Raw genomic sequence first — 22,289 nt, 5'->3', positions numbered from 1 at the left:
GTCAGCCTCTTCGTCACGGAGAACTTCCCGCTCTCGGCCGACGTGGGACCGCTGTCGTACCCGCAGTGGTGGCAGCCGGAGAGTTCGACCGTGGTCGTGCCGGACTCGCGGGCGGTGAAGCCGTACCAGTCCCGGCGGTCGGCGGTCGGCGGTCGGCGGCCGGGGCACCGGTGGTGCGTGGCGGTCCGGGCCGCAGGCCCACCACCGTGCCGTCCGGCTCCTTGGTGACCTTCCAGGTGTAGCCCGGCTGGTTGGAGTACCGGTTGGCGACGAGGAACCGCTCGCCGGGCCGTACGGTGACCGTGCCCGCGAAGTCCCCGTCGAGCCTGCGGTACTCCGACGAGTCGGCGGCCTCGCTGTACTCCGCCTTCGGATCCCGGGCCACGACGGTGCCCTGGATGCTGTCCCCCTGACCTCGACCGGGTACGTCATGGTGCGGTCGCCGTCGGTCTCCTTCAGCACGACGCGCGCCGTGCCGGGCTTCAGCGCCCGGAACGTGAAGTAGTGCGTGCCCTTGACGGTCTTCTCGCCCTTGGCGCGCAGGACCTTCCCCGACTCGCCCGCCTCCGCGACCTCCCAGTCGTCGGCGTCGCCGCCCGGGCGGACGTGCAGCGAGAAGTCGTGGCCGGTCAGCACCGTGGTCCGCACCGACTGCGAGGCGACGTCGATCTCCCCGTCGGGGCCGCGCGGCACGCCCTGCAACGGCTTCGGGAGCGCGCAGCACACCTCGTCGTCGGCGGACACGGCCTCGTACCCGGCGATGCCGAGCCCGCCCAGGACGACCGCCGCCGCGCCGCCGGTGACGCCCCAGCGACCCGCTCATGTGCGTCCCCCCCCCGCCACGCGTCCATCGAACGGCCCAGCCGGCTAGTCGATCATGGCGGCGTCAAGAGTGCCCCTATGGTCCCTCCCCACGGTTCCTCCCCAACGCGCCCACCCTCCCTCCGCGTTCGCGGTCGTGCGCGCTAGCGGATGGCGCCGCCGAGGGCGATGCCCTTGCTGATGAACCTGTTGAGGACCAGATAGAGCAGGAGGATCGGCAGCATGGAGATGGTCAGGCCGGCGAAGAGCGGGCCCAGGTCGGAGGTGAACTGCGACTGGAAGCCGAGCAGCCCGACCGCGACCGTCTGGCTGGCCGCGTCCTGCAGCAGCACGATGGCCAGTTGGGTCTCGCTCCACACCCAGACCAGCAGCAGCATGGACACGCCGGTGATGGCTCCCCGGGACAGCGGCAGGACGATCCGCAGGTAGGCCGCGAAGTCGCCGAGGCCGTCCAGAGCCGCGGCCTCGGTGATCTCCTTCGGGAAGTCGGTGAAGAAGGCGTTGAGGACGAGCACGGTCGTCGGCAGTCCCAGAGCGCCGTACGCGACACCCAGGGCCACCGGACTGTCCATCAGGCCGAGGGCGTTGTACGCGCGGTAGTAGGGGATCAGCAGCAGGACGAACGGCACCACGGTGCCCAGCAGGAACAGCCGCAGGTACCAGGTGCGCTGCCTGGGGGAGAGCCGGGTGGCGAAGTACGCGGCGGTGGTCCCGGCGCAGAGGTTCACCACCAGGGCGGTGAGCGCGGCGGTGACCGTGTTGGAGAAGAACGCCCTCATCCCGGCCGAGCCGAGCGGCCCGCTCCAGGCACCGCTGAAGTTGGACGGGTGGTAGCTGCCGCCGAAGCCGAGCGGATGGGAGTAGATGTCCCCGTTGTCGCGGAAGCTCAGCAGGGTGATCATCACGAACGGGGCGAGGGTCACCAGCGTCCAGAGCGCGAGCGGCAGTTGGGCGCCACCGGTGGTCAGCACACGCCTCACACGGGGCAGGCCCGCGCCCCTCGTGCCCCCTGTCCTGCCGGTGCCGCCGGTGCCACCGGTCCTGCCGGTGCTGTCTGTCTTCCCGGTGCTGTCTGTCTTCCCGGCGCCGCCTGGCTTCCCGGCGTCGGCTGTCATGCCCGTGCCGCCCGTGCCCGTGCTACCTGTCATGCCCGTGCTGGCCGTCATGCCTGCGCCCCCTGCCGTGAGGTGCTCATCCGCAGGCCGATCAGCCCCAGGACGAACAGGGCGACACCGCTGAGTACGGCCATGGCGCTGGCCAGCCCGTAGTTGGTGAACTGGAAGGCCTGCTGGTAGATCAGCACCGGAAGGGTGGTGGTGGCGTTACCCGGACCGCCGTTGGTCATGGCCCAGACCATGGTGAAGCCGTTCGCCGCCCAGACCACCTCCAGCATGGTGGTGACCGTCAGCACGGGCCGGATCATGGGCAGCGTGATGGAGACGAACTGCCGGACCCTGCCCGCCCCGTCGATGGTCGCCGCCTCGTACAGCGAGACGTCGATCTGCTCGGTCGCCCCGAGGATCAGGACGAAGGCGAATCCGACCCCGGCCCACACGGCCGCGCCGATCGTCGGATAGATGGCCGTCGAGGTCCCCGCCAGCCAGGCGTGCGTGTCGCCGAGGCCCAGCCATCCGAGGACGACGTTGACCGCCCCCTGCTGCGGCGCCATGCTCTGCGCCCAGAAGATGGCGACGGCGGTCACCGGAGCGATGCCGGGGAGGAACCACACGATCCGGTAGAACGCCGATCCCCTGGCCCCGGCGCTGACCGCCACCGCCAGCAGGGTCGCCACGACGACGGTGCCCGCCGCCGTGAGGAACGCGAACTGGACGGTCACCAGGGTGGAGTGCGCCACCGATCCGTCCGAGAAGGCGGCGCGGAAGTTGCGCAGACCCACGAAGTGGGCGGACCCGATGCCGGACCAGTCGGTCAGACTGAGCCACACCGACTGGACCAGCGGATACCCCGCGAAGGCCAGGATGAGCAGCCCCGCGGGCGCGACGGCCAGGGCGGTGACGGCCTTGCGCGGCAGGCGGGGGCGACGGGACGGGCGGGCGTGGGCCGTCGCTCGCGCCCCGGCCTCGTGGACAGCGGTCATGTCAGGCACTCCAACCGACTGGAGGGGTGAGACTGGATGGGTGATCGAACCGGCTTGAGCGCCCTGGTGTGGTGGTAGGAGCCACCACACCAGGGCATGAAAAATCCCGGGCGGGTCAGTTCCCGGACCGGGTCTCGGCGAGCTGGGCCTCCAGCTTGGCGCAGATCGCCGCGGGGGTGGCCTGACCTGCGTACATCGACTGGATCAGCGGGTCGAAGAACCCCTGGCCCAGCGTGCCCGGGACCGTGGAGGTCCACCCCGACTGGGCTCCGTTGGCCTTGACGTCGGCCAGCATCTCCTGGACGAGTGGGTCCAGTTGGGCGTGGGCGGAGTCCGGCATGTCGTTCACCGGGGCCAGGTTCCCGCCGGCCTTGATCACCGACTGCGCCAGGTTCTTCTCCGTCATGAAGAACTCGAGGAACTTCTTCGCGGCGGCCTGGTGCTTGGCTCCCACCGGAATGCCCAGGCCGTCACCGGCATAGGCCGTCACCTGGGTCTTGGCGGAACCGTTGACCGGCGGCAGCAGCAGCCAGCCCACGTTGGACTTCATGACCTTGCGGAAGACGGCGGCCTGCCAGCTTCCGTCGATCGCCATCCCCAGCCGGCCGTTCTGGAAGGCCGCCTCGACCGCGGGGGTGTCGGCGCCGAGGAAACCGTCCTGGTAGATGCCGTGCTTGCGGTAGTCGTTCAGCTGCGAGACCGCGTCGACGAAGGCGGGGTCGGTGTACTTGGAGCTCTCCGGAGCGGACGACTGCCAGGAGGACAGGTAGTTCTTGAGCTGGTCCGCGGAGGCCGAGGTGGGGAGCAGGGCGTCCAGCATCCAGCTCGCCGCGTACCCGGACTTCCCACCGAGTCCGAGGCCCTGCTTGCCGGTCTTCTTCAGGGCCTTCACCATCGAGTACAGCTGGTCCGCCGACTCGATCCGGTGGTCGGCCGGCACGGTGATCCCGGCCTTCTTGAACAGCTCCTTGTTGTAGTAGACGAGGCTGTAGTAGACGCTGTCGATCGAGACGACGTAGTGCTTTCCGTCCGGTGCGGTGAGAGCCGAGGCGATGGCGCCGCCGTAACGGGACTTCAGATCGGACGACGCCCAGACGTCCTCCAGCGGAAGCAGTTTCCTGCTTTTCACCAGCTGGCCGTAGGCGGCGCTGTTGGTCGGGACGACACCCACGTCGGGTGGATTGGAACCGCTGAGGACATTCGCGTTCGTGGTGTTCTTCGTCTGCACGGTGATGATCTGGATCTTGACCTTTACCTGTGGGTTGGCCGCCTCGAAGAGCTTCGCCGCGCTCTTCATCATCGCCACGTTGTTGTCACCGGCCTGCTGCTGGACAGTGATCGTTGTCTGGCCGTCGGCGCTCTGGCCATCCGATGAATTACCGCATCCGGTGGCGGCGAGTGCGAGAGTGACACCCACCGCCGCCACGGCGGCAAAGCCTCGTGTGGTGGAACGCTGAAGCCTGTGCGGAGAGGTCACCGCATCCGTTGCCGTTTCGGTAAAGCCACTGCCTCTCATACTCGCCATCTCCGATACATCCGATGTTCTTGTCGCAGAGTGTCGGGCATTCGGGAGCACGGTGTCGAGGTGTCCGAGGCTGTCGATTCCGGACGGTGATGTTTTTGCGGCGGCTGGGGCGGGGAATTGTTTGATTCGGTTCGGATTCGGCACTTCTTGAATGGACGCGGTTTCGCCAATTCTGAAAAAAGGCACGTCCATGACATGCGCACCTGACATGCGCTTCTGACTGAATTCCCCGCCCCTCCGGGGGGCCGGGGCGCGGGGTTGGTCGACGATCTCCAGGAGGGTGGTCCGACCGTCCCCGGCGACGTACGCTCCCCTCGGAGGAGGAGCTGGTCACCACCTGCCTCGGCCTGCGGGACCGTACGCCCACCGCGTCCTTCGCCAGAAGCGCCGACTTCGGCAGCCAGTTCCCGACAGCCAGTTGAAGGAGCCGACGCCATGGCCGCCGTCGACATCAGCCCCGCCACCGCACTGCACCGAAGAGCGCGGCATCCCTCCCCGGCCGCCGTCGTCCACGAGGGCCGGGAGATCACCGCGGGTGAGCTCAGCCGCACCGTCGGTGCGTTCGCGGCCGGCCTCTCCGAGAGCGGGCTGCGCCGCGGCGACCGGATCGCCTACCTCGGCCTCAACAGCGTCACCTTCCTGGAGACGCTCTTCGCCGCCGCCCACCTCGGCGCGGTCTTCGTCCCGGTCAACTTCCGGCTCGCCGCCGACGAGGTGCGCCACATCCTGAACGACTGCGGCGCGCACACCCTGGTCGTCGAGGAGGGGCACCGCGAGCTCGTGGAGTCGGTCCTGGCCGGCGTCCCCGCCCGCAACCACGTCCTGGTCGACACCGACCCCGGGTCCCCCGCCGCGCCGACGCCCGCCGAGGTGTGGACGCCGCTGTCCTCACTGCGCGGCCCGGACCGGCCCGTACGGGAACCCGTCGCGCTGTACGACGACGACCTCGCGGCCCTGATGTACACCTCCGGCACCACCGGCCGGCCCAAGGGCGTCATGCTCACGCACGGCAACTTCTGGTGGAACGCCGTCAACGTCGACAGTGTCGTGGACACCCGCAGCGACGACGTGAACCTGGCCGTCGCCCCGCTCTTCCACATCGGCGGACTCAACGCCCTCACCCTGCGCACCCTCGTACGGGGCGGCACCGTGGTCCTGCGCCGCGGCTTCGACCCCGCCCAGTGCCTGGACGACCTGGTCCGCCACCGGGTGAACAGCGTGTTCGCCGTGCCCGCCATGTTCGCGGCCCTCGCCCGCGTGCCCGGCTTCGCCGAGGCCGACCTGGGCGCCCTGCGGTCCGCGATCGTCGCCGGAGCCCCCGTACCGCCGCAGCTGATCCGGCACTACGCCGAGCGGGGCGTCCTGCTCCAGCAGGCCTGGGGGCTGACCGAGACGGCGCCCTTCGCCACGTATCTGCCGGCCGGGCTGACCCTGGAGAAGACGGGATCGGCGGGCCTGCCGATGCCGTACACCGAGGTCCGGCTGACCCACCCCGGCACCGGTGCCGGGATCGACGGCGCCGACGTGCGCGGCGAGATCTGCGTCCGCGGCCCCAACGTGACGTCCGGCTACTGGGACGACCCGGACGCCACCCGCGCGGCCTTCGACGACATGGGCTGGTTCCACTCGGGCGACATCGCCCACCGGGACGAGGACGGCTTCTACTACATCGTCGACCGCCTCAAGGACATGATCATCAGCGGTGGGGAGAACGTCTACCCGGCCGAGGTGGAACGCGTCCTCGCCGAGTACCCCGGCGTCCTGGAGGCCGCCGTCATCGGCGTGCCGGACCCCACGTGGGGCGAGACCGTCCTCGCCGTCCTGTCCTGCGCGGCCGGTACGGAGCCCACGGTGGAGGAGGTACGGGACTTCGCGGGCGGCCATCTGGCGCGCTACAAGCTCCCCACCAGGATCCTGCTCATCGACGCCCTGCCCCGCAACGCCAGCGGCAAGCTCGCCAAGGCCGAGCTGCGCCAGTGGGCCGACGCCCAGCAGCCCACCCGCACGTCTTGACCGGTCCTGCCTTCGCGCCAAGTCGCCGGTGGAAGAACCCTTTACGGAACAAAGAGAACCAGCGAACGCGAATCGCCCTCTTCGTTAACGCCGGGCATCGGTCGCTGCTGGCATCGTTGGTGCGTCGTACCGATGACGACCGGACGGTGACGGAACGAACACCGACGGAACGAACGGCGCCGTCCTCGGTGACGTACTGGACGGTGGCGCCCGGCGGTGAGTGGCAGCCGGGGCATGGAAAGCCGAATGAGACGAGGTGGAGCTGGTGGACCCCCGGATTGCCGTCGCCGTCGTGACCATGGGGAACCGGCCCGCCGAGGTCGACGCACTGCTCATGTCCGTGGCCAAACAGGACGTCGCCCCCGAGCGGATCGTGATCGTCGGCAACGGCTGCCCGTTGTCCGGCTTCGCCGAGCGCCTCGGCCTGCCGGGCGAGGTCACCCTCATCGAGACGGAGGAGAACCTCGGCTGCCCGGGCGGCCGCAACGTCGCCCTCGGGCAACTGCGTGAGTTCGGGGACGTCGACGTCGTCGTCGAGCTGGACGACGACGGCCTGCTCGTCGACGCGGACGTGCTGCGGCGGGTGCGGGACCTGTACGCCCACGATCCGCGGCTCGGCATCGTGGGGTTCCGGATCGCCGACGAGACCGGGGAGACCCAGCGCCGGCACGTCCCGAGGATCGGCGCGAAGGACCCGATGCGGGGCGGCCCCGTCACGGGGTTCCTCGGCGGTGGGCATGCCCTCTCCATGGCCATGCTCACCGAGATCGGGGACTGGCCCGCCGAGTTCTTCTTCGCGCACGAGGAGACCGACCTGGCCTGGCGGGCCGTCGACGCCGGATGGACCGTGCTGTACGCCCCCGAACTGCTGCTCCAGCACCCGAAGACCTCGCCCGCCCGGCACGCCATCTACTACCGCGTGAACGCCCGCAACCGCGTCTGGCTCACCCGCCGCCGACTGCCGCTGCCCCTCGTCCCCGTCCACCTGGGCGTATGGGTGGTGCTCACGCTCCTGCGCGTCCGGTCGCGGGGCGGCCTGCGGGCGTGGTTCGGCGGCTTCGTGGAGGGCTGGCGCGAGTCCGGCGGCGAACGGCGGCCCATGCGGTGGCGCACGGTGTGGCGGCTCACGCGGCTTGGGCGGCCACCCGTCATCTAGTAGCGCTTCTCCAACAGGGCTTCGTCCAACAGGGCTTCGTCCAACAGCGTTTCGTCCAACAGCGCTTCGTCAGACCCCGCTGCGCGTCGCGTCGACCCGCCGACCCGCCGACCCGTCGACCCGCCGAACGGGCGGCGGTATTCGGCCAGACGCCGGACGCCCGCCCAGCTCCCGAACCCACCGCGTTCCGCAACCGCCGGCCGCCGTCCCCCTGCCCGCCCCGTAACCGCACGAGGGCCCCGGTCGCCCACCCCCAGCGACCGGGGCCCCGCATGATTCCGGATCCGGCCGCGGCGGCGACACTCCCCCGAGCTGCGCGTCACACGCGCGCCGCGACGGGGCCAGAACCGATGTAGTGATCACATCAGGTGGCGCCAACGGATCGCTAACATATGGCCAATGGGCGGCGCGAAGTCGTCGTAGGACACGGTGGACACGGCGCGACGAGACCGCGCGGGAAGGCAACGGGCGGTGCTATGCGGGACGGGCCGCGCTTCGGACCGCGTATCGGACCACCGGTCGCGCCACGCTTCGGACTGCTCGGACCTCCGGTCCTGTACGACGCCGACGGGGACGTACGGCCCGTCGGCAGCGGCAAGATGCGCGCCCTGTACGTGGCCCTGCTGCTGGAGCCCGGCCGGGTCGTCTCGGTCGAGGCGCTCAAGGACGCGCTGTGGGGCGGGGCGCCCCCGCCCTCCGCGCAGGCCTCCCTGCAGAACCATGTGACCCGGCTGCGGCGGCTGTTGGACGACCCGGAGCGGCTGCGGGCCGTGGCCCCGGGGTACCTGCTGCGGGTCGGCGAGGGCGAGCTGGACGTCCGGGTCTTCGAGGAGCACGTGGTGGCCGCGCGCTCCGCGCACTCCGGCCGGGACTGGGGACGCACACTGCGCGAGACCGTGGCAGCGCTCGCCCTGTGGCGGGGCACCCCGCTCGGCGGACTGCCGGAGGACTTCGCGGGTCAGGCCCTCGTCCAGCGGCTGGAGGAGGCGCGACTGCTGGTCCTTCAATGGCGGTACGAGGCGGAGCTGGGCCTCGCGGGGGGCGCCCTCGGGGGAGTGCGCGCCGAGGGCGCGGGCGCCGTGGGCGGCACGGGGCACGCCCGGCTCGTCGCACTCGCCCCCGAGCTGGCCGCGCTCGTCGCCGAGCATCCGCTGCGGGAGGCGTTCCACCGGCTGCTCATGCTGGTGCTGCACCGCACCGGCCGCCAGGCCGAGGCCCTGGCCGTCCACCGTGACCTGCGGCTGCGGCTGATCGAGGAACTCGGGGTCGAACCCGGACCGGCGGTGCGCGACGCCCACCTGGAGGTCCTCCAGGAGGAGATCGCCGAGGCGACCGCCACCGGAGCTCCCGGCGCCCCCCGCCCCGCCCCGGCGGAGCCGCCGCGCCCCGCCCAACTGCCGCCCTCACCGGCCCACTTCACCGGCCGCGCCGAGACGCTGGTGTCCCTGCACCACGCCCTGGACACCCGCTCGGCCCCGGACGGGCGCGTCCCCACGGTCGCCGTCATCAGCGGCATGGCCGGCGTCGGCAAGAGCGCGCTCGCCCTGCACGTGGCCCACGAACTGGCGGAACGCTTCCCCGACGGCCAGCTCTACGTCAACCTGCACGGCGCCACCCCCGGCATGACCCCGCTCAGCCCCGGCCAGGCCCTCGCCTCACTCCTGCGCGACGTCGGCACCGAGTCGCGCCGCATCCCCGACCACCCCGACGCGGCCGCCGCGCTCCTGCGCTCCACCCTCGCGCCGACCCGCACCCTGATGGTCCTCGACAACGCCGCGCACGCCGCGCAGGTGCGGCCGCTGCTGCCCGCGGGCGCCGGCTGCGCGGTGATCGTGACGAGCCGCTCGCCGCTCACCGCGCTCGACGGCGCCCACCGCTTCCCACTCGCGCCGCTGTCGGGCGAGGACAGCGCGGCGCTGCTGCGCGCGGTCTCCGGCCGGGACGGGCTCGACGGCACCCACCCGCTCGTCGACCTCACCGGCCGCCTCCCGCTCGCCCTGCGTGTCGTCGCCGCCCGTCTCGCCGCGCGCCGCGCGCTCACCCCGGACGCGCTCGCCGGTCAACTCGCCGCCACGGAAGGGAGGTTGCACCACCTGGAGTACGACGACCTGAGCGTGCGCCGCTCCCTCGCCGTCGCCCACGACGCCCTCAGCGCCTCCGACCGCGAGGTCGACCGCGACGCCGCGCTCGCCCTGCACCGCATCGGTGCGCTCGACCTCCCCGCGTACGGCGCGCCCCTCCTCGCCCGTCTCACCGGCACCGACGCGTACCGCGCCGAGGCCGCCCTCGACCGCCTCGTGGACGTCGCCCTGCTGGAGGAGAAGTCGTACGGCCGGTACGCCCCGCACGACCTGGTACGGGACTTCGCGCGCGAACTCGCCGAGAACGGCGGCCACGGGTCCGGCACCACCGTCGTCGGTGACGCCCTGCGCTGGTACGCCGACCGGGCCCGGCAGAGCGTCGTCGCGCTGCTGCCGCCGGGCTACGAGCGGGAGGAACGGCTGCGGCCGACGGCAGGGGAGACGGACCCGCTGGAGACCCGTCCCTTCCCCTCGGCCGAGGCGGCCTTCGCCTGGGCCGACCCCGAACTGCCCAACATCGTCGCCCTCGTCGAGCGCTGCGGCCGCCCGGACCCGGCCGGGACGCCGCCCTCGCCCCTCGTTCCCGCCCTCGTGCGCCACCTCTTTCCCTATCTGCACCGCAGCGGTCACCTCACCGAACTGGACCTGCTGGGACGGATCGCGCTGGACGTGGCGCGGTCGGTCGGGGACGACGCGGCGGAGGCGTTCGCGCTCACGGACCGGGCGGGGCTGCACTACATGTCGGGCCGGCTCACCGAGGCACTCGCCCTCAACGACCAGGGACTGCGGCTGTGGCGCGGGCTCGACGCCACGTCCTGCGTCCGGCGCTGCCTCAACAACCGCGGCCTGCTGCTGGAGAGCCTCGGCCGGTACGAGGAGAGCGAGGAGGCGCTGCGGCAGAGCCTGGAGCTGTCCCGTCAGCTGTGCGATCCGTACGGCCAGGCCGTGACGTTCAGCCACCTCGGCAACCTGTACTGGCACACCGACCCACGGGCCGCGATCGTCCACCACCAGCGCAGCCTGGCGCTCGGGGACGTGGCCGACAGCGTCCTGCTGCGCAGCACCGCGCACTGCAACATCGGCTACGCCCAGCTCAGACTCGGCGAACCGGACCGCGCCGTACGCAGCTTCGAGCAGAGCCTGGAGATCCTCGGCGACGACGAGGACTGGGGCGGGGAGTCCCAGACCCGGCTCGGCCTCGTCCGCGCCCTGCGCGCGCTGGACCACACCGAGCGCGCGAGCCACGAGTGCGCCGGTCTGCTGGACCTCGCCCGGGTGCGGGCCGACCACTACATGACCGGTCTGGCCCGCCACCAGCGGGGCCTGCTGCTGGCGGAGGAGGGACGGACCGGCGAGGCGCGCGGGGAGTGGGAGTCGGCCATGGAAGTGCTGGGCCGGACGGACTCGCCGGTGGTGGGGGAGCTGCGGAAGCTGCTGGCGGGGGAGGGCTGACCGTTCCTGGGGTTGTTGGCCGGTGGCCGGTCGCCACCTCGTGCCCGGTGGCCAGGTCATCACTTCGCGTCGGCGTAGCACCGCACCACCGCCGTCGTGAACGGGAACCGTACCGGCGTCTGCCCGAACGTCAGCCGCCCCGCCAGCTCGGAGGCCTCCCGGATCGCCGCGACCACGGCCTCGGCCTCCCCTTCCGGACAGTGCACGATCACCTCGTCGTGCTGGAAGAAGACCAGCTCGGCGGCCATGCCGGCGAGGGTGCGGCGGAGCGCGGCGAGCAGCAGCAGGGCCCAGTCGGCGGCGCTGCCCTGGACGACGAAGTTGCGCGCGAAACGGCCGCGGGCGCGGGCGTTGGTGGAGGCGTAGCCGGGGACCCATCCCTGTTCGCCGCCGGTGCCGGCGTCGAGCGGCTCGTCCTGCGGGATGCCGGCCTCCTCCGCCGCGGCCTCGGAGGCTCCGGCCGCAGGGGGACACGTACGCCCCAGCCAGGTCCGTACGAGCCGGCCCTCCTCGCCGGCACGGGCCGCGTCGTCGACGTACGCGACGGCCCTGGGGAAGCGGCGGCGGAGCGCGGCCAGGTTCTTCAGCCCGTCCCCGGAGGTCTGCCCGTACACGGCACCGAGCACGGCGAGCTTGGCCTGGGCGCGGTCACCGGAGAACGCCCGGTCGGAGACAGCCTGATACAGATCGGTGTCACGCCCGGCGACCTCCATCAGACCGGGATCACGCGAGATGGCGGCCAGCACCCGCGGCTCCATCTGGTCGGCGTCGGCCACGACGAGCCGCCAGCCGGGGTCGGCGACGCAGGCGCGCCGGATGACCTTGGGGATCTGGAGCGCGCCCCCGCCGTTGGTGACCCACCGCCCGGTGACGGTCCCGCCCGCGAGGAACTCGGGCCGGAACCGCCCGTCCCGCACCCAGTCCTGAAGCCACGACCAGCCGTGGGCGACCCAGATCCGGTACAGCCGCTTGTATTCGAGCAGGGGCTTCACCGCCGGGTGGTCGACGGACTCGATCTCCCACCGCCGCGTGGATTTGACCCTCACCCCTGCCTGGGCGAAGGCCTTGACGACGTCTGCGGGCAGATCGGGCCGGACCCGCCGTCCGAAGGCCTCGGACACCTCCTCGGCGAGCTCCGCCAGGCGTCTGGGCTCGCCACCGCCCGCGTACCGCTCTCCGAGGAGTTCGTGCAGGACCTCGCGGTGGACGTCGGCGCTCCAGGGCAGGCCCGCGTGGTTCATCTCGGCGGCGATCAGGGTGCCGGCCGACTCCGCGGCGGTGAGCAGGTGCACGCGGTCGGGGCGGGCGGTGGCGTCGTGGCGGCGCCGCTGCTCCGCGTACACCTCTAGGAGGTCGGTCAGCGGTACGTGGACGGGGCGGGGTTCGAAGAGCGGTGTCTGCGATCCGGGCTCGGCGGCGCGCTGGGGCGGATCCGGTGGGACCGGGGCCTTGTGCAGGCGGGCGAGGGCGGCGGCCGCCGAACGGGGTTCGCCGTGCCGGCCCTCGTGACCGAGCAGCAGGTTCTCGGCGACCTCGATGTCGTAGCACCGCTCCACCGGCACCCCCGCGGCGAGCAGCCGCGGGTACACCTCGGCGGTCGCCCGCCACACCCACCGCGTGACCCGCGGCCGGCTCCGTACGGCCGCGACGAGGTCCGGCTCGTGCGCGATCGGCCCTGCGGGCAGCCCGTCCCCGCCGAGGGGGGCGACGTCCACGCCACCGTCCTCGGAGACTCCGAGAGCCCATCGGTCGGTCATGGGTGCGAGTGTGACAGGGGGGTCTGACAGTCGGGCGCTGCCCGCCCAGCCGCAGCCCCCCGCTGCCCGCCCGATGATTCAAAAGAAACTTTCTAGCAGTCGTGAGCAGTGTTCATTGATCCACGACACGCTGCCGACAGGGTGAATGAGCGTCAGCGCGGTCCCCCGGACGGCTCAGCCATTCGCCAAATCGCCCTTCTCGGCAGTCGTTTTGACGGTCCGTCATAGGTGCGGCGCATGACTTTCGCACACCCAGTCGGCCCCCTTTCCGTCACCCTTCAGATATCTCTGCGGTGGCGGCAGGAAATGGCCCGACTAGGTTCATTCGTGGCTGGTCGCTCATCTGACACCCCGATAGAAGGAGAAACGGAATGCCCGAAAGAAAGAGCAATGGCAGGCGTAAGCGTGCCGTTGTCGCGATCGCGGCGTCGGCAGGCATCGTGGCCGCAGTCGTAACCGGCGTGAACTACGCTTCAGCTTCCAGTTCGGTCCCCCGCTCCGCTCCGCAGGAAGCCGCCCAGTACGCTGCCCAGTCCCCCGCCCGGTCCGCTGGTCAGCCCGCTGCTCAGTCGGCCGGCCGCTTCGCCCCGAACGTCGTGGAAGACGCCGGTTCCGTTGCCCCCCAGGGCGGTGACGGTCGGACGAACTCCAGCGCCGCCAGGAACAACGAGGGACGGGTCCTCGTCAACGAGCGGACGTTTGCGGCGGAGCACGGCGTGTGCGTGGCTGTGGTCAGCAGCCAATCCGCCAGCTTCAACGTCCGGAACGAGAGCGACGAGACCGTGGAATTCTTCAACGGAATTACCTGCGACAACGGAGCCCCCATTGCGACTATTGGGCCCCGGAGCTCCAGCAGTGCCATTGCCGGAACGTTGGTCGCCGGCACCGGGATCACCGCGATCGTGGGCAGCTTCCGAGTGATCGACAACCACGACCGCCACTGACCTCGACGCGGACCTGAGTTCCGCGACAAGCCCGCCCGTGCAGCACTTGGACCCCGGCCCGCCGTAATCGGGCCGGGGTCCAAGTGGAGGGTATCCCTTCAGGACGGTTCCGTGTCCTGTCTGGCCGACACCACGGAGACCATCGGTGAAACGCCCGCTCAGGCGTCCCCGCCCTCCGCGGACACCTGTAGCGACCGCAGTGCCTCCAGCACGTTCTCCTCGACCGCGTCCTTCCGTACCCCCAACCCGCTCAACACCCCGCCCCCGTTCTCGAACTCCAGAAGCGCGAGAAGGATGTGCTCGGTGCCGATGTAGTTGTGGCCGAGGCGGAGGGCCTCGCGGAAGGTGAGTTCGAGGGCCTTTTTGGCGTCGGAGCCGTAGGGCAGGAGCTCGGGGGCCGAGTCGGAGGCGGGAGGCAGTGCGGCGGTCGCGGCGGCGCGTACAGCGTCCAGGGTGACCCCCTGGGCGGTGATCGCCTTCGCCCCCAGGCCCTCCGGCTCGCTGAGGAGCCCGAGGACGAGGTGCGCGGGAACCCCCTCCGCGTTGCCCGCCGCCTGGGCCTCGTTGTGCGCGGCCGTGACCACGTTGCGGGCGCGCGGCGTGTAGCGGCTGAAGCCCTGGCTGGGGTCGAGGTCCGCCTCGGCCTTCGGTACGAAGCGCTTCTGGGCGGCCTGCCGGGTGACCCCCATGCTCTTGCCGATCTCGGTCCACGACGCGCCCGAACGCCGGGCCTGGTCCACGAAGTGACCGATCAGGTGGTCGGCCACGTCACCGAGGTGGTCCGCGGCGATCACGGCGTCCTCGAGCTGGTCGAGGGGCTGCGGGTGAACCTTCTTGATGGCCTCGATGAGGTCGTCGAGGCGCACGGATGTGGTGGTCGTCGAAGGGTTCTTCGTCATGTGTCAACCGTAGGTTGCGCCCTCCATGGTGTCAACCGCGGGTTGACATGGTCGCCCGGTTCGGCTCACTTCGGCGACGTCACCGCCAACCGCACCGCCAGCCCCGTGAACACCGTCCCGGTGAAGACGTTCAGCGCCCTGGCCACCCGCCGGCTCCGCCGCAGCACCAGCGAGAGCCGCCCGGAGAGCAGACCCACCGTGCCGTCCCACAGGAACCCCATCACCACGATCGTGACCCCCAGCAGCAGGAACTGGCCGGGCACGTGCCCCAGGGACGGGTCCACGAACTGGGGCAGGAACGCCACGTTGAACAGAATCACCTTGGGGTTCAGCAGATTGGTGACGGCGCCCTGCCAGAACGCCCGCCGCATCCCGGAGCCGGATCGAACGCTCTCCTCACCGACCACCGAACGGTCCCGGAACGCCTTCACCGCGAGGTACAGCAGATACGCGGCACCCAGCCACCGCAGCACGTAGTACAGGACGGGCAGCGCCGTGAACAGCGCCGAGAGACCGAGGGCCGCCGCGACCGTGTGCACCAGCATGGCGCTCGCCACGCCCGCCGCGGCCATCACCCCCGCGGCAGGGCCTCCGCGACCACCCACGGCCACGATGAACATCATGTCGGGGCCGGGAGTGACGCACAGGGCGAAGGCGGCGACCAGGAACGCTGCGTAGAGATGCGTGTCGACCATGCGTCTCATGCTTGGCACCGCGAGAGATGGCGTCGACCGAGTTTCGAGGTACGAGACGGTGCTGGTGGGGCGAGGGCGCAGAAGAACGGACCTCATGTGCCGTCGCACCCGTCGCACCATCCGCGCCCGGATCACACCTTCACCCGCGTCCGTACGGCCGTCGCGACCCCGGCCGTCACGCCCGCGATCACCGCACACGCTCCCGCACACCCACCGACCACCCCCCACGGCACATCCACCGTCACCGGCGCCGACAGCCGCCCGAGCGCCGAACCCAGCCCGGCCAGGTTCACCGCGGTGACGGCCAGCCCCAGCACCACTCCCACGGCGACCGCCAGGAGCGCCTCGCCCACGACCGCCCCGAGCACCTGTCCCCGGGTGGCACCCGCCAGCCGCAGCGCCCGCAGCTCGGTGTCCCGGGCCGACGTCGCCATCAACAGCGTCCCGGCGAGCGCGATCCCGGCGTACACGAGGGCGATGCCCAGGACCACGAGGAAGCCGAGCCGGGTCTGCGCGCCGGTGCCCGGCCGGGTGGCCGCCAGCCACTCGTCGGCCGACCGCACCTCGGCGACTCCCCCCGGGACACCGCTCTCCGCACCGCTCTCCACACCGGTCGCCGACCGCAGGGCCGCCACGACCTCCGACCGGTCCGCCCCGCGCCCCGCGCGCACCTCCAGGCGGTCCACCCGGGCGCCGGGCGCGTTCGCCGCCGTCACGTACGCGCCGTTGTCCCCGGTACCTCGCGCGAGTACGGCGACGATCCGCAACCGCGCGGGCCGCCCGTCGCCGAGCCACACCCGTACCCAGGCCCCCACCTCGTGCCGCTCCCACTCCTCGTTCACGACGATCGAGCGGTCGTCGAGGCCGCGCACGTCCCCGGCGACCACCGGCAGCCGCGACACCCCCGCGAACGCCGCCACGTCGGACACCGCCCGCGCGTCGGACCGGACGAGGGCGGAGCCCTCCTCCCGTACGTACACGGCCGTCGAGGCCGAGGGGGAGACGGCCGCGCGCGCCAACCGCCGCGTACGCAAGGCGGCCTGCAAGTCCCGTACGGCTCCCAGGTCCTCGCCCGTCACGACGACGTCCGCCCGCGTCCGTTCCACCGCCTCCGCGCCCTTCGTCGCCGCCACCGTCCCGGCCGATCCCAGAAGCGACCCGGCCAGCGCGACCGTCACCAGCACCGGCGCGGCCACGGCCGCGGTCCGCCGTACGGCCGCGGCCGCGTTCTCGCGCACCAGCAGCCCGGTAGCGCCGGACCCGCGCATCCCACGCAGCGGCAGCGCGAGCAGACGTACGGCCGGACGGACGAGCAGGGGTGCCAGCGCCGCCACCGCCGTGATCAGGAGCATCGGCAGAGTCGCGTACGTCTTGCGCTTCAGCAGGTCCGCCGGGTCCGCCCCCGCCTTCCAGGCCAGCAGGCCGAGCCCGCCGCCCAGCATGACGAGACCGGCCGCCCGCCGCGGCCACGGCACCGCCCCCGCGTCCACGGACGCCTCACGCAGCGCCTCGACCGGACCCCCCGTCCGCCCCGCGCGCCGTGCCGCGGCCCAGGCGCCACAGAGGGCCACCGACACCCCCGTCCAGAAGGCGACGTGGTACGGCCACGCCACCTCACCCCGCAGCGCGAACCACGACGGCGCCACCCCGCCGTCCACCAGTTCCCGCACCAGCAGCGGCGCTCCCCACGCCCCCAGCAGACAGCCCGCCGCCGAGGCCACGACCCCGACCGTCAGCGCCTCGCCGAGCAGCACCCTCCGCACCTGCCCCGGCGTCGCGCCCGCCATCCTCAGCAGCCCGAACTCCCGTCTGCGCAGCGCCACCACGAAGGCGAACGTGGACGCCGTCACGAAGACGGAGACGAAGGCCGTGACCCCGGCGGCCGTGCCGAGCAGCGAGTTGACCGCTACCAGCGCTTCCTCGTCCCGTTCGAACGAGGGGTCGGCCCGTCGGCGGTCGTCACCCGTGAGGACGAGGGCACGATCGCCGACGACCTCGCGGACGGCCGCAGCCGGAGCGTCCACTCCCACCGCGTCCACTCCCACCGCGTCCGAGCCCACCGCGTCCCGTGGCGTCCCGTCCGTCCGGACCCGCCCCAGCTCCCGCAGCTCGGCGAGCAGACGTTCGTCCACAGGATGTGGATGCGCCAGCTTCCTCGTCACGTGCGCCGTGCCCGGGCCCCGCCGCACCTCCACCGTCAGTGTGTCCCGGCCCATCACCACCACCGGCGAGGACGCGAAGCGCTGCGGCTCCCGCCCGGGTGCGTCGAACGTCTCGGCGAGGCCGAGCCCCATCGCCGCCATCACCCCGACCCCGAGCGCAACGGCGACGAACGAACCGAGCAGCGAGGCCCACCGCGCCCGCAGGGACGACAGCACCACGGTCAGCACGCCGCACGCTCCCCGCCCACCACGGAACCGGCCGCTTCCGCACCGCGCTCCAGCCCGGTCATGTACGCGGCCACCCGCTCCGCCGACGCCCCGGCCAACTCCCCGTGCGGGCGCCCGTCGACCAGGAACACCACCCGGTCCGCGTACGCGGCCGCCACCGGGTCATGGGTCACCATGACCGTCGTCTGGCCCTCCCGGTCCACCAGCTCCCGCAGCAGAGACAGCACGTCACGGCTCGTCGTCGTGTCCAGCGCGCCCGTCGGCTCGTCCCCGAACAGCACCGCGGGCCGCGTGATCAACGCCCGTGCCAGGCCCACCCGTTGCTGCTGCCCGCCGGACAGCTGCGCCGGCCGGTGCCCGGCCCGCTCGGCCAGCCCGACCCGGGCCAGCGCCTGGCGCACCGCCGTGCGTGAGGGGCGCCGTCCGGCCAGGCGCAGGGGCAGCGCCACGTTCTGGGCGGCGGTCAGGGAGGGCAGCAGGTTGAAGGCCTGGAAGACGAACCCGATCCGCTCCCGCCGCAGCAAGGTCAGCCGCCGCTCGCTCAGCCCGGCCAGGTCGGTCCCGTCGACGGTCACGGTCCCCGAGGTCGGCCGGTCCAGCCCGGCCGCGCACTGGAGCAGCGTCGACTTGCCCGACCCCGAGGGCCCCATCACGGCCGTGAAGGTCCCGGCGGCGAAGTCGAGGTCGACGCCGTCGAGCGCGGTGACGTCACCGTACGAACGGCGAAGGGCCCGGATGCGCACGGCCATCGGGAGGGCTGAGGACACGTCTGTCGTGGTCATGCCCCCAGCGAACCGTCCCCGCGCCCCGCGCACACGACCACTGGAGGGCGTCCCGGAGGTAGGGCCAGCCCTACCCCGAACGGGTGGCGCCGCCCCCGTGACACGATCGACGGGTGAGTACGACCAGCAGCACGGTGGACCGCGCCTTCGAGGCCGCCCTCTACGCCGAGAGCGACGCGGCCCTCGACACGGGTGCCTCCCTGCTCGCCGCCGACCCGTCGGCCGACGCCGAACTCGCCCGCCGCGGCGTTGAGTTCGTCGCCACGGCCTGGCGGCGCGGCTGGCAGCCCGCCGACGTCGTACGGATCGTGCGGCGCGAGCTGGACGACGCGCACGTACGACTCGTCTCGCGCCTGATCCTCGACGAGAACCGGCGGCCCCCGACCCCGCGCTGGTCCGCCCAGCTCGACGAGATCAGGGCAGGAGGGGCCGAGCCCCCGCTCACCGACCGCTTCTCGTACGCCACCGCCGTACTGGAGCTGTACCGCCTGCTCCTCCGTCTCCCCGCCGTCGAACCCCTGGACCGGCCCGGCCGGCCCGGCAGCGGCGCACCCCCCAACGAGTCCCGCATGCTCACCCGCATCCGGGCCCTCCTGGCCAAGGCCGAGGCCACCGGGTTCCCCGAGGAGGCGGAGGCGCTCAGCGCCAAGGCGCAGGAGCTGATGGCTCGGCACAGCATCGACGAGGCGCTCCTCGCGGCCCGCACCAGCGACACGAGTACCCCCGGCGCCTGCCGGATCGGTGTCGACCCGCCGTACGAGACCGCCAAAGCGGTGCTCCTCGACGCGGTCGCCGGTGCGAACCGCTGTCAGGCCGTGTGGAACGAGGCCCTGGGCTTCTCCACGGTCGTCGGCTTCGAGCCCGACCTGGAGGCGGTCGAGCTGCTCTACACCTCGCTCCTCGTCCAGGCCACGACCGCGATGACGAGGGCGGAGGCGGCACAGCGCGCGGGCGGGCGCAAGCGAACGAAGACGTTCCGGCAGTCGTTCCTCGCCGCGTACGCGCACCGGACGGGCGACCGGCTGGCGGCGGTAGCCGAGGAACAGACGCTCGCCGACGGACAGGACGGGCAGAGGGACCAGGCGGAACTGCTGCCCGTCCTGGCCTCCCGTGACGTGGCCGTGCGTGAGCAGGTCACCCGTCTGTTCCCGGAGACGGTCACCACCCGCGTGCGCGGGGTGAGCGACGAGGCGGGATGGCGTGAGGGGGCCGCGGCGGCGGACCGCGCGCAGGTCAGGGCGCGGCCCCCGCTGAAGCCGTGAACGGTAGGGCGGTGCCTGAGGTGCCGCGGAGCGTCAGTCGCCCGCCTGCAGGAACGGCCCCACCGTCATGTCCAGCTCGTTCGCGGACTTCACGGCCACCTCGGCGTCGGGCCACTTGTAGCTCTGGACGGCCTTGTCGCCGGGCAGCGTGAACTTCACCGTGTCGACGGCGGCGGCCTGCTTCGCGTCGCCCGCGGCCCCGCGCACGTACGTGATCGTGAAGGTCGCCGAGTCGTCCTTGGCCAGCGTCAGCTTCGCCCCCTTCGAGGCCGCCTCGTCAGGGGTCACGGCCCAGGAGGTGCCGCCGGCGTACGCGTCGGTGCCGGGGATGCCCCGCAGGGTGCAGGTGGCGCCGCGGTTGGTCAGGGTGACCGGGACGGTGCCCGTGTCACCGGCGGCCGGGGCGGCGTTGCTGGGCCCGAACTCGATGCCGAACTGGTCGGCCTTGCACGCGGTGGACTTCTCGCTCGTGGAACTCGTGGAACTCGCGGAACTCTTGCTGTCGTCGCCGCTCTCGTTGCTCCCGCCGCTGCACGCGGTCAGTGTGAGGGCGGCGACGAGGATGGTGGTGGCGACGACGGGCGTGGTGCGCATGAGGTTCCCCCGGGGGGTCGTGGGTGGTGCGGCGGTGCTTCGTGGATCATCACGCAACGGACTGCGCGTCCGTTCCCCGGGGTGGGGACTGGATGAGGGATGGGGGGCGAGGGTGTCCGGTGGTCCGGCCGTCCGGCTCAGGAACCCAGGCCGGTCGTCGGCAGCCCCGACGGCAGTTCTCCGCCCTCGGTCTTCTGGAACGTCTCCTTGCCGACGCCGCTCTCCCAGGTGACGGTGAGGGACTTGGCGCTCACGGAGTCGACCATGCCCTCGGTGCGGTCCTTGCTGCCGTCGGTGCACTTGAGGTGGATCATCTGCATGCCGGACTCCTCCTTGGCGGAGCCGCTGCAGACGGACCCGCCGGTCTCGAAGACCGCGGCCTGCTCTCCCGTCACGATCAGCGCGACGGCCTTGCCCTTCGTCGTGGCGAGCCAGCTGCCCGCCAGCGAGCCCTGGGCGCCGGAGGAGCCGGAGCCGCCGCCGGTGTCCGCCGTCTCGGTCGCGCTGGGCGCCGACGACGAGTCCTTGTCCGTGGAGTCGCCGTCGCCGCCGCACGCGGTCAGCACGAGCGCGGCCGCCAGTCCGGCCGCCGCGGCCGCGATACGCACCCGCCGCCGCGGAAGGGCCGCCGTGGTCGCCGAAGTCGCCGTAGTCACTGGAGTCTCCCAAGGGATGTGGCCATGGTGTCGCCGCAGCGACAGCCGCAAGCTACCAGGCGCTCCCAGGTGTCCCCCCGGCCCTCACAGGGAGACCACCGTCAGAACACATGCCCCACCGATCCCCGCCCACCTCACCAGGACGCCTTGCGCACCCCCGGCAGATAACCCGCGTGTGCCTGTTCCCGCAGGCTCACCCGTGACAGCCCGAAGGCCCGGAGGTACCCGCGCGGCCGGCCGTCCACCTGGTCGCGGTTGCGGACGCGGGTGGCACTGGCGTCCCGCGGCTGGCGGCGCAGCTCCCGCTGGGCGGCGAGCCGCTCGCCCTCCGTCGACGACGGCCGGCGGATGACCTCCTTCAGCTCGGCTCGGCGGGCCGCGTAGCGCGCGACGGCCTCCTGCCGCTTCTCGTTCTTCGCGATCTTGCTCTTCTTCGCCATCAGACGCGCACCCCCCTCGCGCGGATACGGGCCACGGCGGCCTCCACGCCGATCACGTCGACCGTCCTGATCCCCCTCGCGCTCAGCCGCAGGCGCACGTACCGGCCCTCGCTCGGCAGCCAGTAGCGCTTGGACTGGATGTTCGGGTCGAAGCGGCGGGACGTACGCCGGTGGGAGTGGGAGACGCGGTTGCCGAAGCCGGGCCGGGCGCCGGTCAGCATGCAGTGGGCGGACAAGGGTGACGCACCTCTCTCGAACCAGTGATGCAAATGGAATTCATTTTCAGTAAGATAGCAGCATGGCACGCAACGAACTCCGCCCGGTCACCAAGCTCCGGTCCACGGCCGGCACGGGCTACACCTATGTCACCCGCAAGAACCGCCGGAACGACCCGGACCGTATGACGCTGCGCAAGTACGACCCGGTCGCCGGCCGTCACGTCGACTTCCGAGAGGAGCGCTGAGCCCCGCCATGCGCAAGGAACTCCACCCCTCCTACGGCCCGGTCGTCTTCCGCGACCGCGCCGCGAACCACGCCTTCCTGACCAGCTCGACCATGACGAGCGAGAAGGCGATCGAGTGGGAGGACGGCCACACGTACCCCGTGGTCGACGTCGAGATCTCGAACATCAGCCACCCCTTCTACACCGGCACCGCGCGCGTGCTGGACACGGCGGGGCGCGTGGAGCGGTTCGAGAAGCGGTACGGGAAGCGGGGCTGACCC

General features: G+C 72.1%; 20 protein-coding genes. 7 read left to right on the top strand and 13 right to left on the bottom strand.

Annotated elements, in window-relative coordinates:
* Window positions 1–13: 13 nt before the first annotated feature.
* From AB0959_RS09895 to AB0959_RS09880, 4 genes are all read right to left on the bottom strand, one after another.
* Window positions 14–385 carry a hypothetical protein gene (locus tag AB0959_RS09895; protein WP_366825819.1) on the bottom strand — a complete coding sequence of 124 codons (372 nt, stop codon included), beginning with the start codon at window positions 383–385 and terminating at the stop codon, window positions 14–16.
* Between the two features lie 580 nt (window positions 386–965).
* A complete protein-coding gene (locus AB0959_RS09890; protein WP_366825818.1) occupies window positions 966–1,988 on the bottom strand; it encodes a carbohydrate ABC transporter permease in 1,023 nt (340 codons plus the stop codon).
* A complete protein-coding gene (locus AB0959_RS09885; protein ID WP_366825817.1) occupies window positions 1,985–2,920 on the bottom strand; it encodes a sugar ABC transporter permease in 936 nt (311 codons plus the stop codon). The genes AB0959_RS09890 and AB0959_RS09885 overlap by 4 nt, the downstream gene beginning before the upstream one ends.
* Window positions 2,921–3,035: 115 nt before the next feature.
* A complete protein-coding gene (locus AB0959_RS09880; protein ID WP_366825816.1) occupies window positions 3,036–4,346 on the bottom strand; it encodes an extracellular solute-binding protein in 1,311 nt (436 codons plus the stop codon).
* 534 nt (window positions 4,347–4,880) lie between these two features.
* Here AB0959_RS09880 and AB0959_RS09875 point away from each other — a divergent pair.
* The 3 genes from AB0959_RS09875 (at window position 4,881) to AB0959_RS09865 (ending at window position 11,147) form a co-directional block, all read left to right on the top strand.
* Window positions 4,881–6,458 (top strand): long-chain fatty acid--CoA ligase, encoded by a 1,578-nt coding sequence (locus tag AB0959_RS09875; protein WP_366825815.1) that lies wholly within the window; start codon window positions 4,881–4,883, stop codon window positions 6,456–6,458.
* 262 nt (window positions 6,459–6,720) lie between these two features.
* On the top strand, window positions 6,721–7,614 hold the full coding sequence (locus AB0959_RS09870; RefSeq protein WP_366825975.1) for a glycosyltransferase: 894 nt from the start codon (window positions 6,721–6,723) through the stop codon (window positions 7,612–7,614).
* A gap of 476 nt (window positions 7,615–8,090) precedes the next feature.
* Entirely contained in the window at window positions 8,091–11,147 is a 3,057-nt protein-coding gene (locus AB0959_RS09865; protein WP_366825814.1) for a BTAD domain-containing putative transcriptional regulator, read from the top strand.
* Window positions 11,148–11,206: 59 nt separating this feature from the next.
* On the opposite strand, the gene AB0959_RS09860 is transcribed toward AB0959_RS09865, so the two are convergent.
* Window positions 11,207–12,904, bottom strand: a complete 1,698-nt coding sequence (locus AB0959_RS09860) for a bifunctional 3'-5' exonuclease/DNA polymerase (RefSeq protein WP_366825813.1) — start codon at window positions 12,902–12,904, stop codon at window positions 11,207–11,209.
* Between the two features lie 371 nt (window positions 12,905–13,275).
* Here AB0959_RS09860 and AB0959_RS09855 point away from each other — a divergent pair, with 371 nt between their 5' ends.
* Entirely contained in the window at window positions 13,276–13,848 is a 573-nt protein-coding gene (locus AB0959_RS09855) for a hypothetical protein (RefSeq protein WP_366825812.1), read from the top strand.
* Window positions 13,849–14,006: 158 nt separating this feature from the next.
* Here the strand turns inward: AB0959_RS09855 and AB0959_RS09850 are convergent, their stop codons facing one another.
* The 4 genes from AB0959_RS09850 to AB0959_RS09835 form a co-directional block, all read right to left on the bottom strand.
* Complete coding sequence (locus tag AB0959_RS09850; RefSeq protein ID WP_366825811.1) at window positions 14,007–14,747, bottom strand: Clp protease N-terminal domain-containing protein; 741 nt, start codon at window positions 14,745–14,747, stop codon at window positions 14,007–14,009.
* 65 nt (window positions 14,748–14,812) lie between these two features.
* Window positions 14,813–15,442, bottom strand: a complete 630-nt coding sequence (locus AB0959_RS09845) for a LysE family translocator (protein WP_366825810.1) — start codon at window positions 15,440–15,442, stop codon at window positions 14,813–14,815.
* Window positions 15,443–15,573: 131 nt separating this feature from the next.
* Window positions 15,574–17,832: an FtsX-like permease family protein gene (locus tag AB0959_RS09840; protein ID WP_366825809.1), complete on the bottom strand. Its 2,259-nt coding sequence runs from the start codon at window positions 17,830–17,832 to the stop codon at window positions 15,574–15,576.
* Window positions 17,826–18,614, bottom strand: coding sequence for an ABC transporter ATP-binding protein (locus AB0959_RS09835; RefSeq protein WP_366825808.1), 789 nt, complete (start codon window positions 18,612–18,614; stop codon window positions 17,826–17,828). The genes AB0959_RS09840 and AB0959_RS09835 overlap by 7 nt, the downstream gene beginning before the upstream one ends.
* A gap of 113 nt (window positions 18,615–18,727) precedes the next feature.
* Here AB0959_RS09835 and AB0959_RS09830 point away from each other — a divergent pair, with 113 nt between their 5' ends.
* Entirely contained in the window at window positions 18,728–19,876 is a 1,149-nt protein-coding gene (locus tag AB0959_RS09830) for a DUF2786 domain-containing protein (RefSeq protein WP_366825807.1), read from the top strand.
* A 33-nt stretch (window positions 19,877–19,909) separates the two neighbouring features.
* Here the strand turns inward: AB0959_RS09830 and AB0959_RS09825 are convergent, their stop codons facing one another.
* From AB0959_RS09825 to rpmB, 4 genes are all read right to left on the bottom strand, one after another.
* Window positions 19,910–20,470 (bottom strand): DUF4232 domain-containing protein, encoded by a 561-nt coding sequence (locus tag AB0959_RS09825; RefSeq protein WP_366825806.1) that lies wholly within the window; start codon window positions 20,468–20,470, stop codon window positions 19,910–19,912.
* Between the two features lie 137 nt (window positions 20,471–20,607).
* The gene (locus AB0959_RS09820) at window positions 20,608–21,126 is read right to left on the bottom strand and encodes a hypothetical protein (protein WP_366825805.1); all 519 of its coding nucleotides are present in this window, start codon (window positions 21,124–21,126) and stop codon (window positions 20,608–20,610) included.
* Window positions 21,127–21,260: 134 nt separating this feature from the next.
* Window positions 21,261–21,566 (bottom strand): 30S ribosomal protein S14, encoded by a 306-nt coding sequence (rpsN, locus tag AB0959_RS09815; RefSeq protein WP_366825804.1) that lies wholly within the window; start codon window positions 21,564–21,566, stop codon window positions 21,261–21,263.
* A complete protein-coding gene (gene rpmB / locus AB0959_RS09810) occupies window positions 21,566–21,802 on the bottom strand; it encodes a 50S ribosomal protein L28 (protein ID WP_366825802.1) in 237 nt (78 codons plus the stop codon). The genes rpsN and rpmB overlap by 1 nt, the downstream gene beginning before the upstream one ends.
* A gap of 62 nt (window positions 21,803–21,864) precedes the next feature.
* On the opposite strand from rpmB, the gene rpmG reads away from it, so the two are divergent.
* Window positions 21,865–22,029, top strand: coding sequence for a 50S ribosomal protein L33 (rpmG, locus tag AB0959_RS09805; RefSeq protein WP_366825801.1), 165 nt, complete (start codon window positions 21,865–21,867; stop codon window positions 22,027–22,029).
* A gap of 8 nt (window positions 22,030–22,037) precedes the next feature.
* The gene (locus AB0959_RS09800) at window positions 22,038–22,286 is read left to right on the top strand and encodes a type B 50S ribosomal protein L31 (RefSeq protein WP_366825800.1); all 249 of its coding nucleotides are present in this window, start codon (window positions 22,038–22,040) and stop codon (window positions 22,284–22,286) included.
* The last annotated feature ends 3 nt before the right edge of the window (window positions 22,287–22,289 follow it).

The organism is Streptomyces sp. NPDC046862 (genome assembly GCF_040704615.1).
GTDB lineage: Bacteria > Actinomycetota > Actinomycetes > Streptomycetales > Streptomycetaceae > Streptomyces.
Note: the sequence above shows the minus strand (reverse complement) of the source record. Positions and strands in the feature narration are given on the sequence as shown.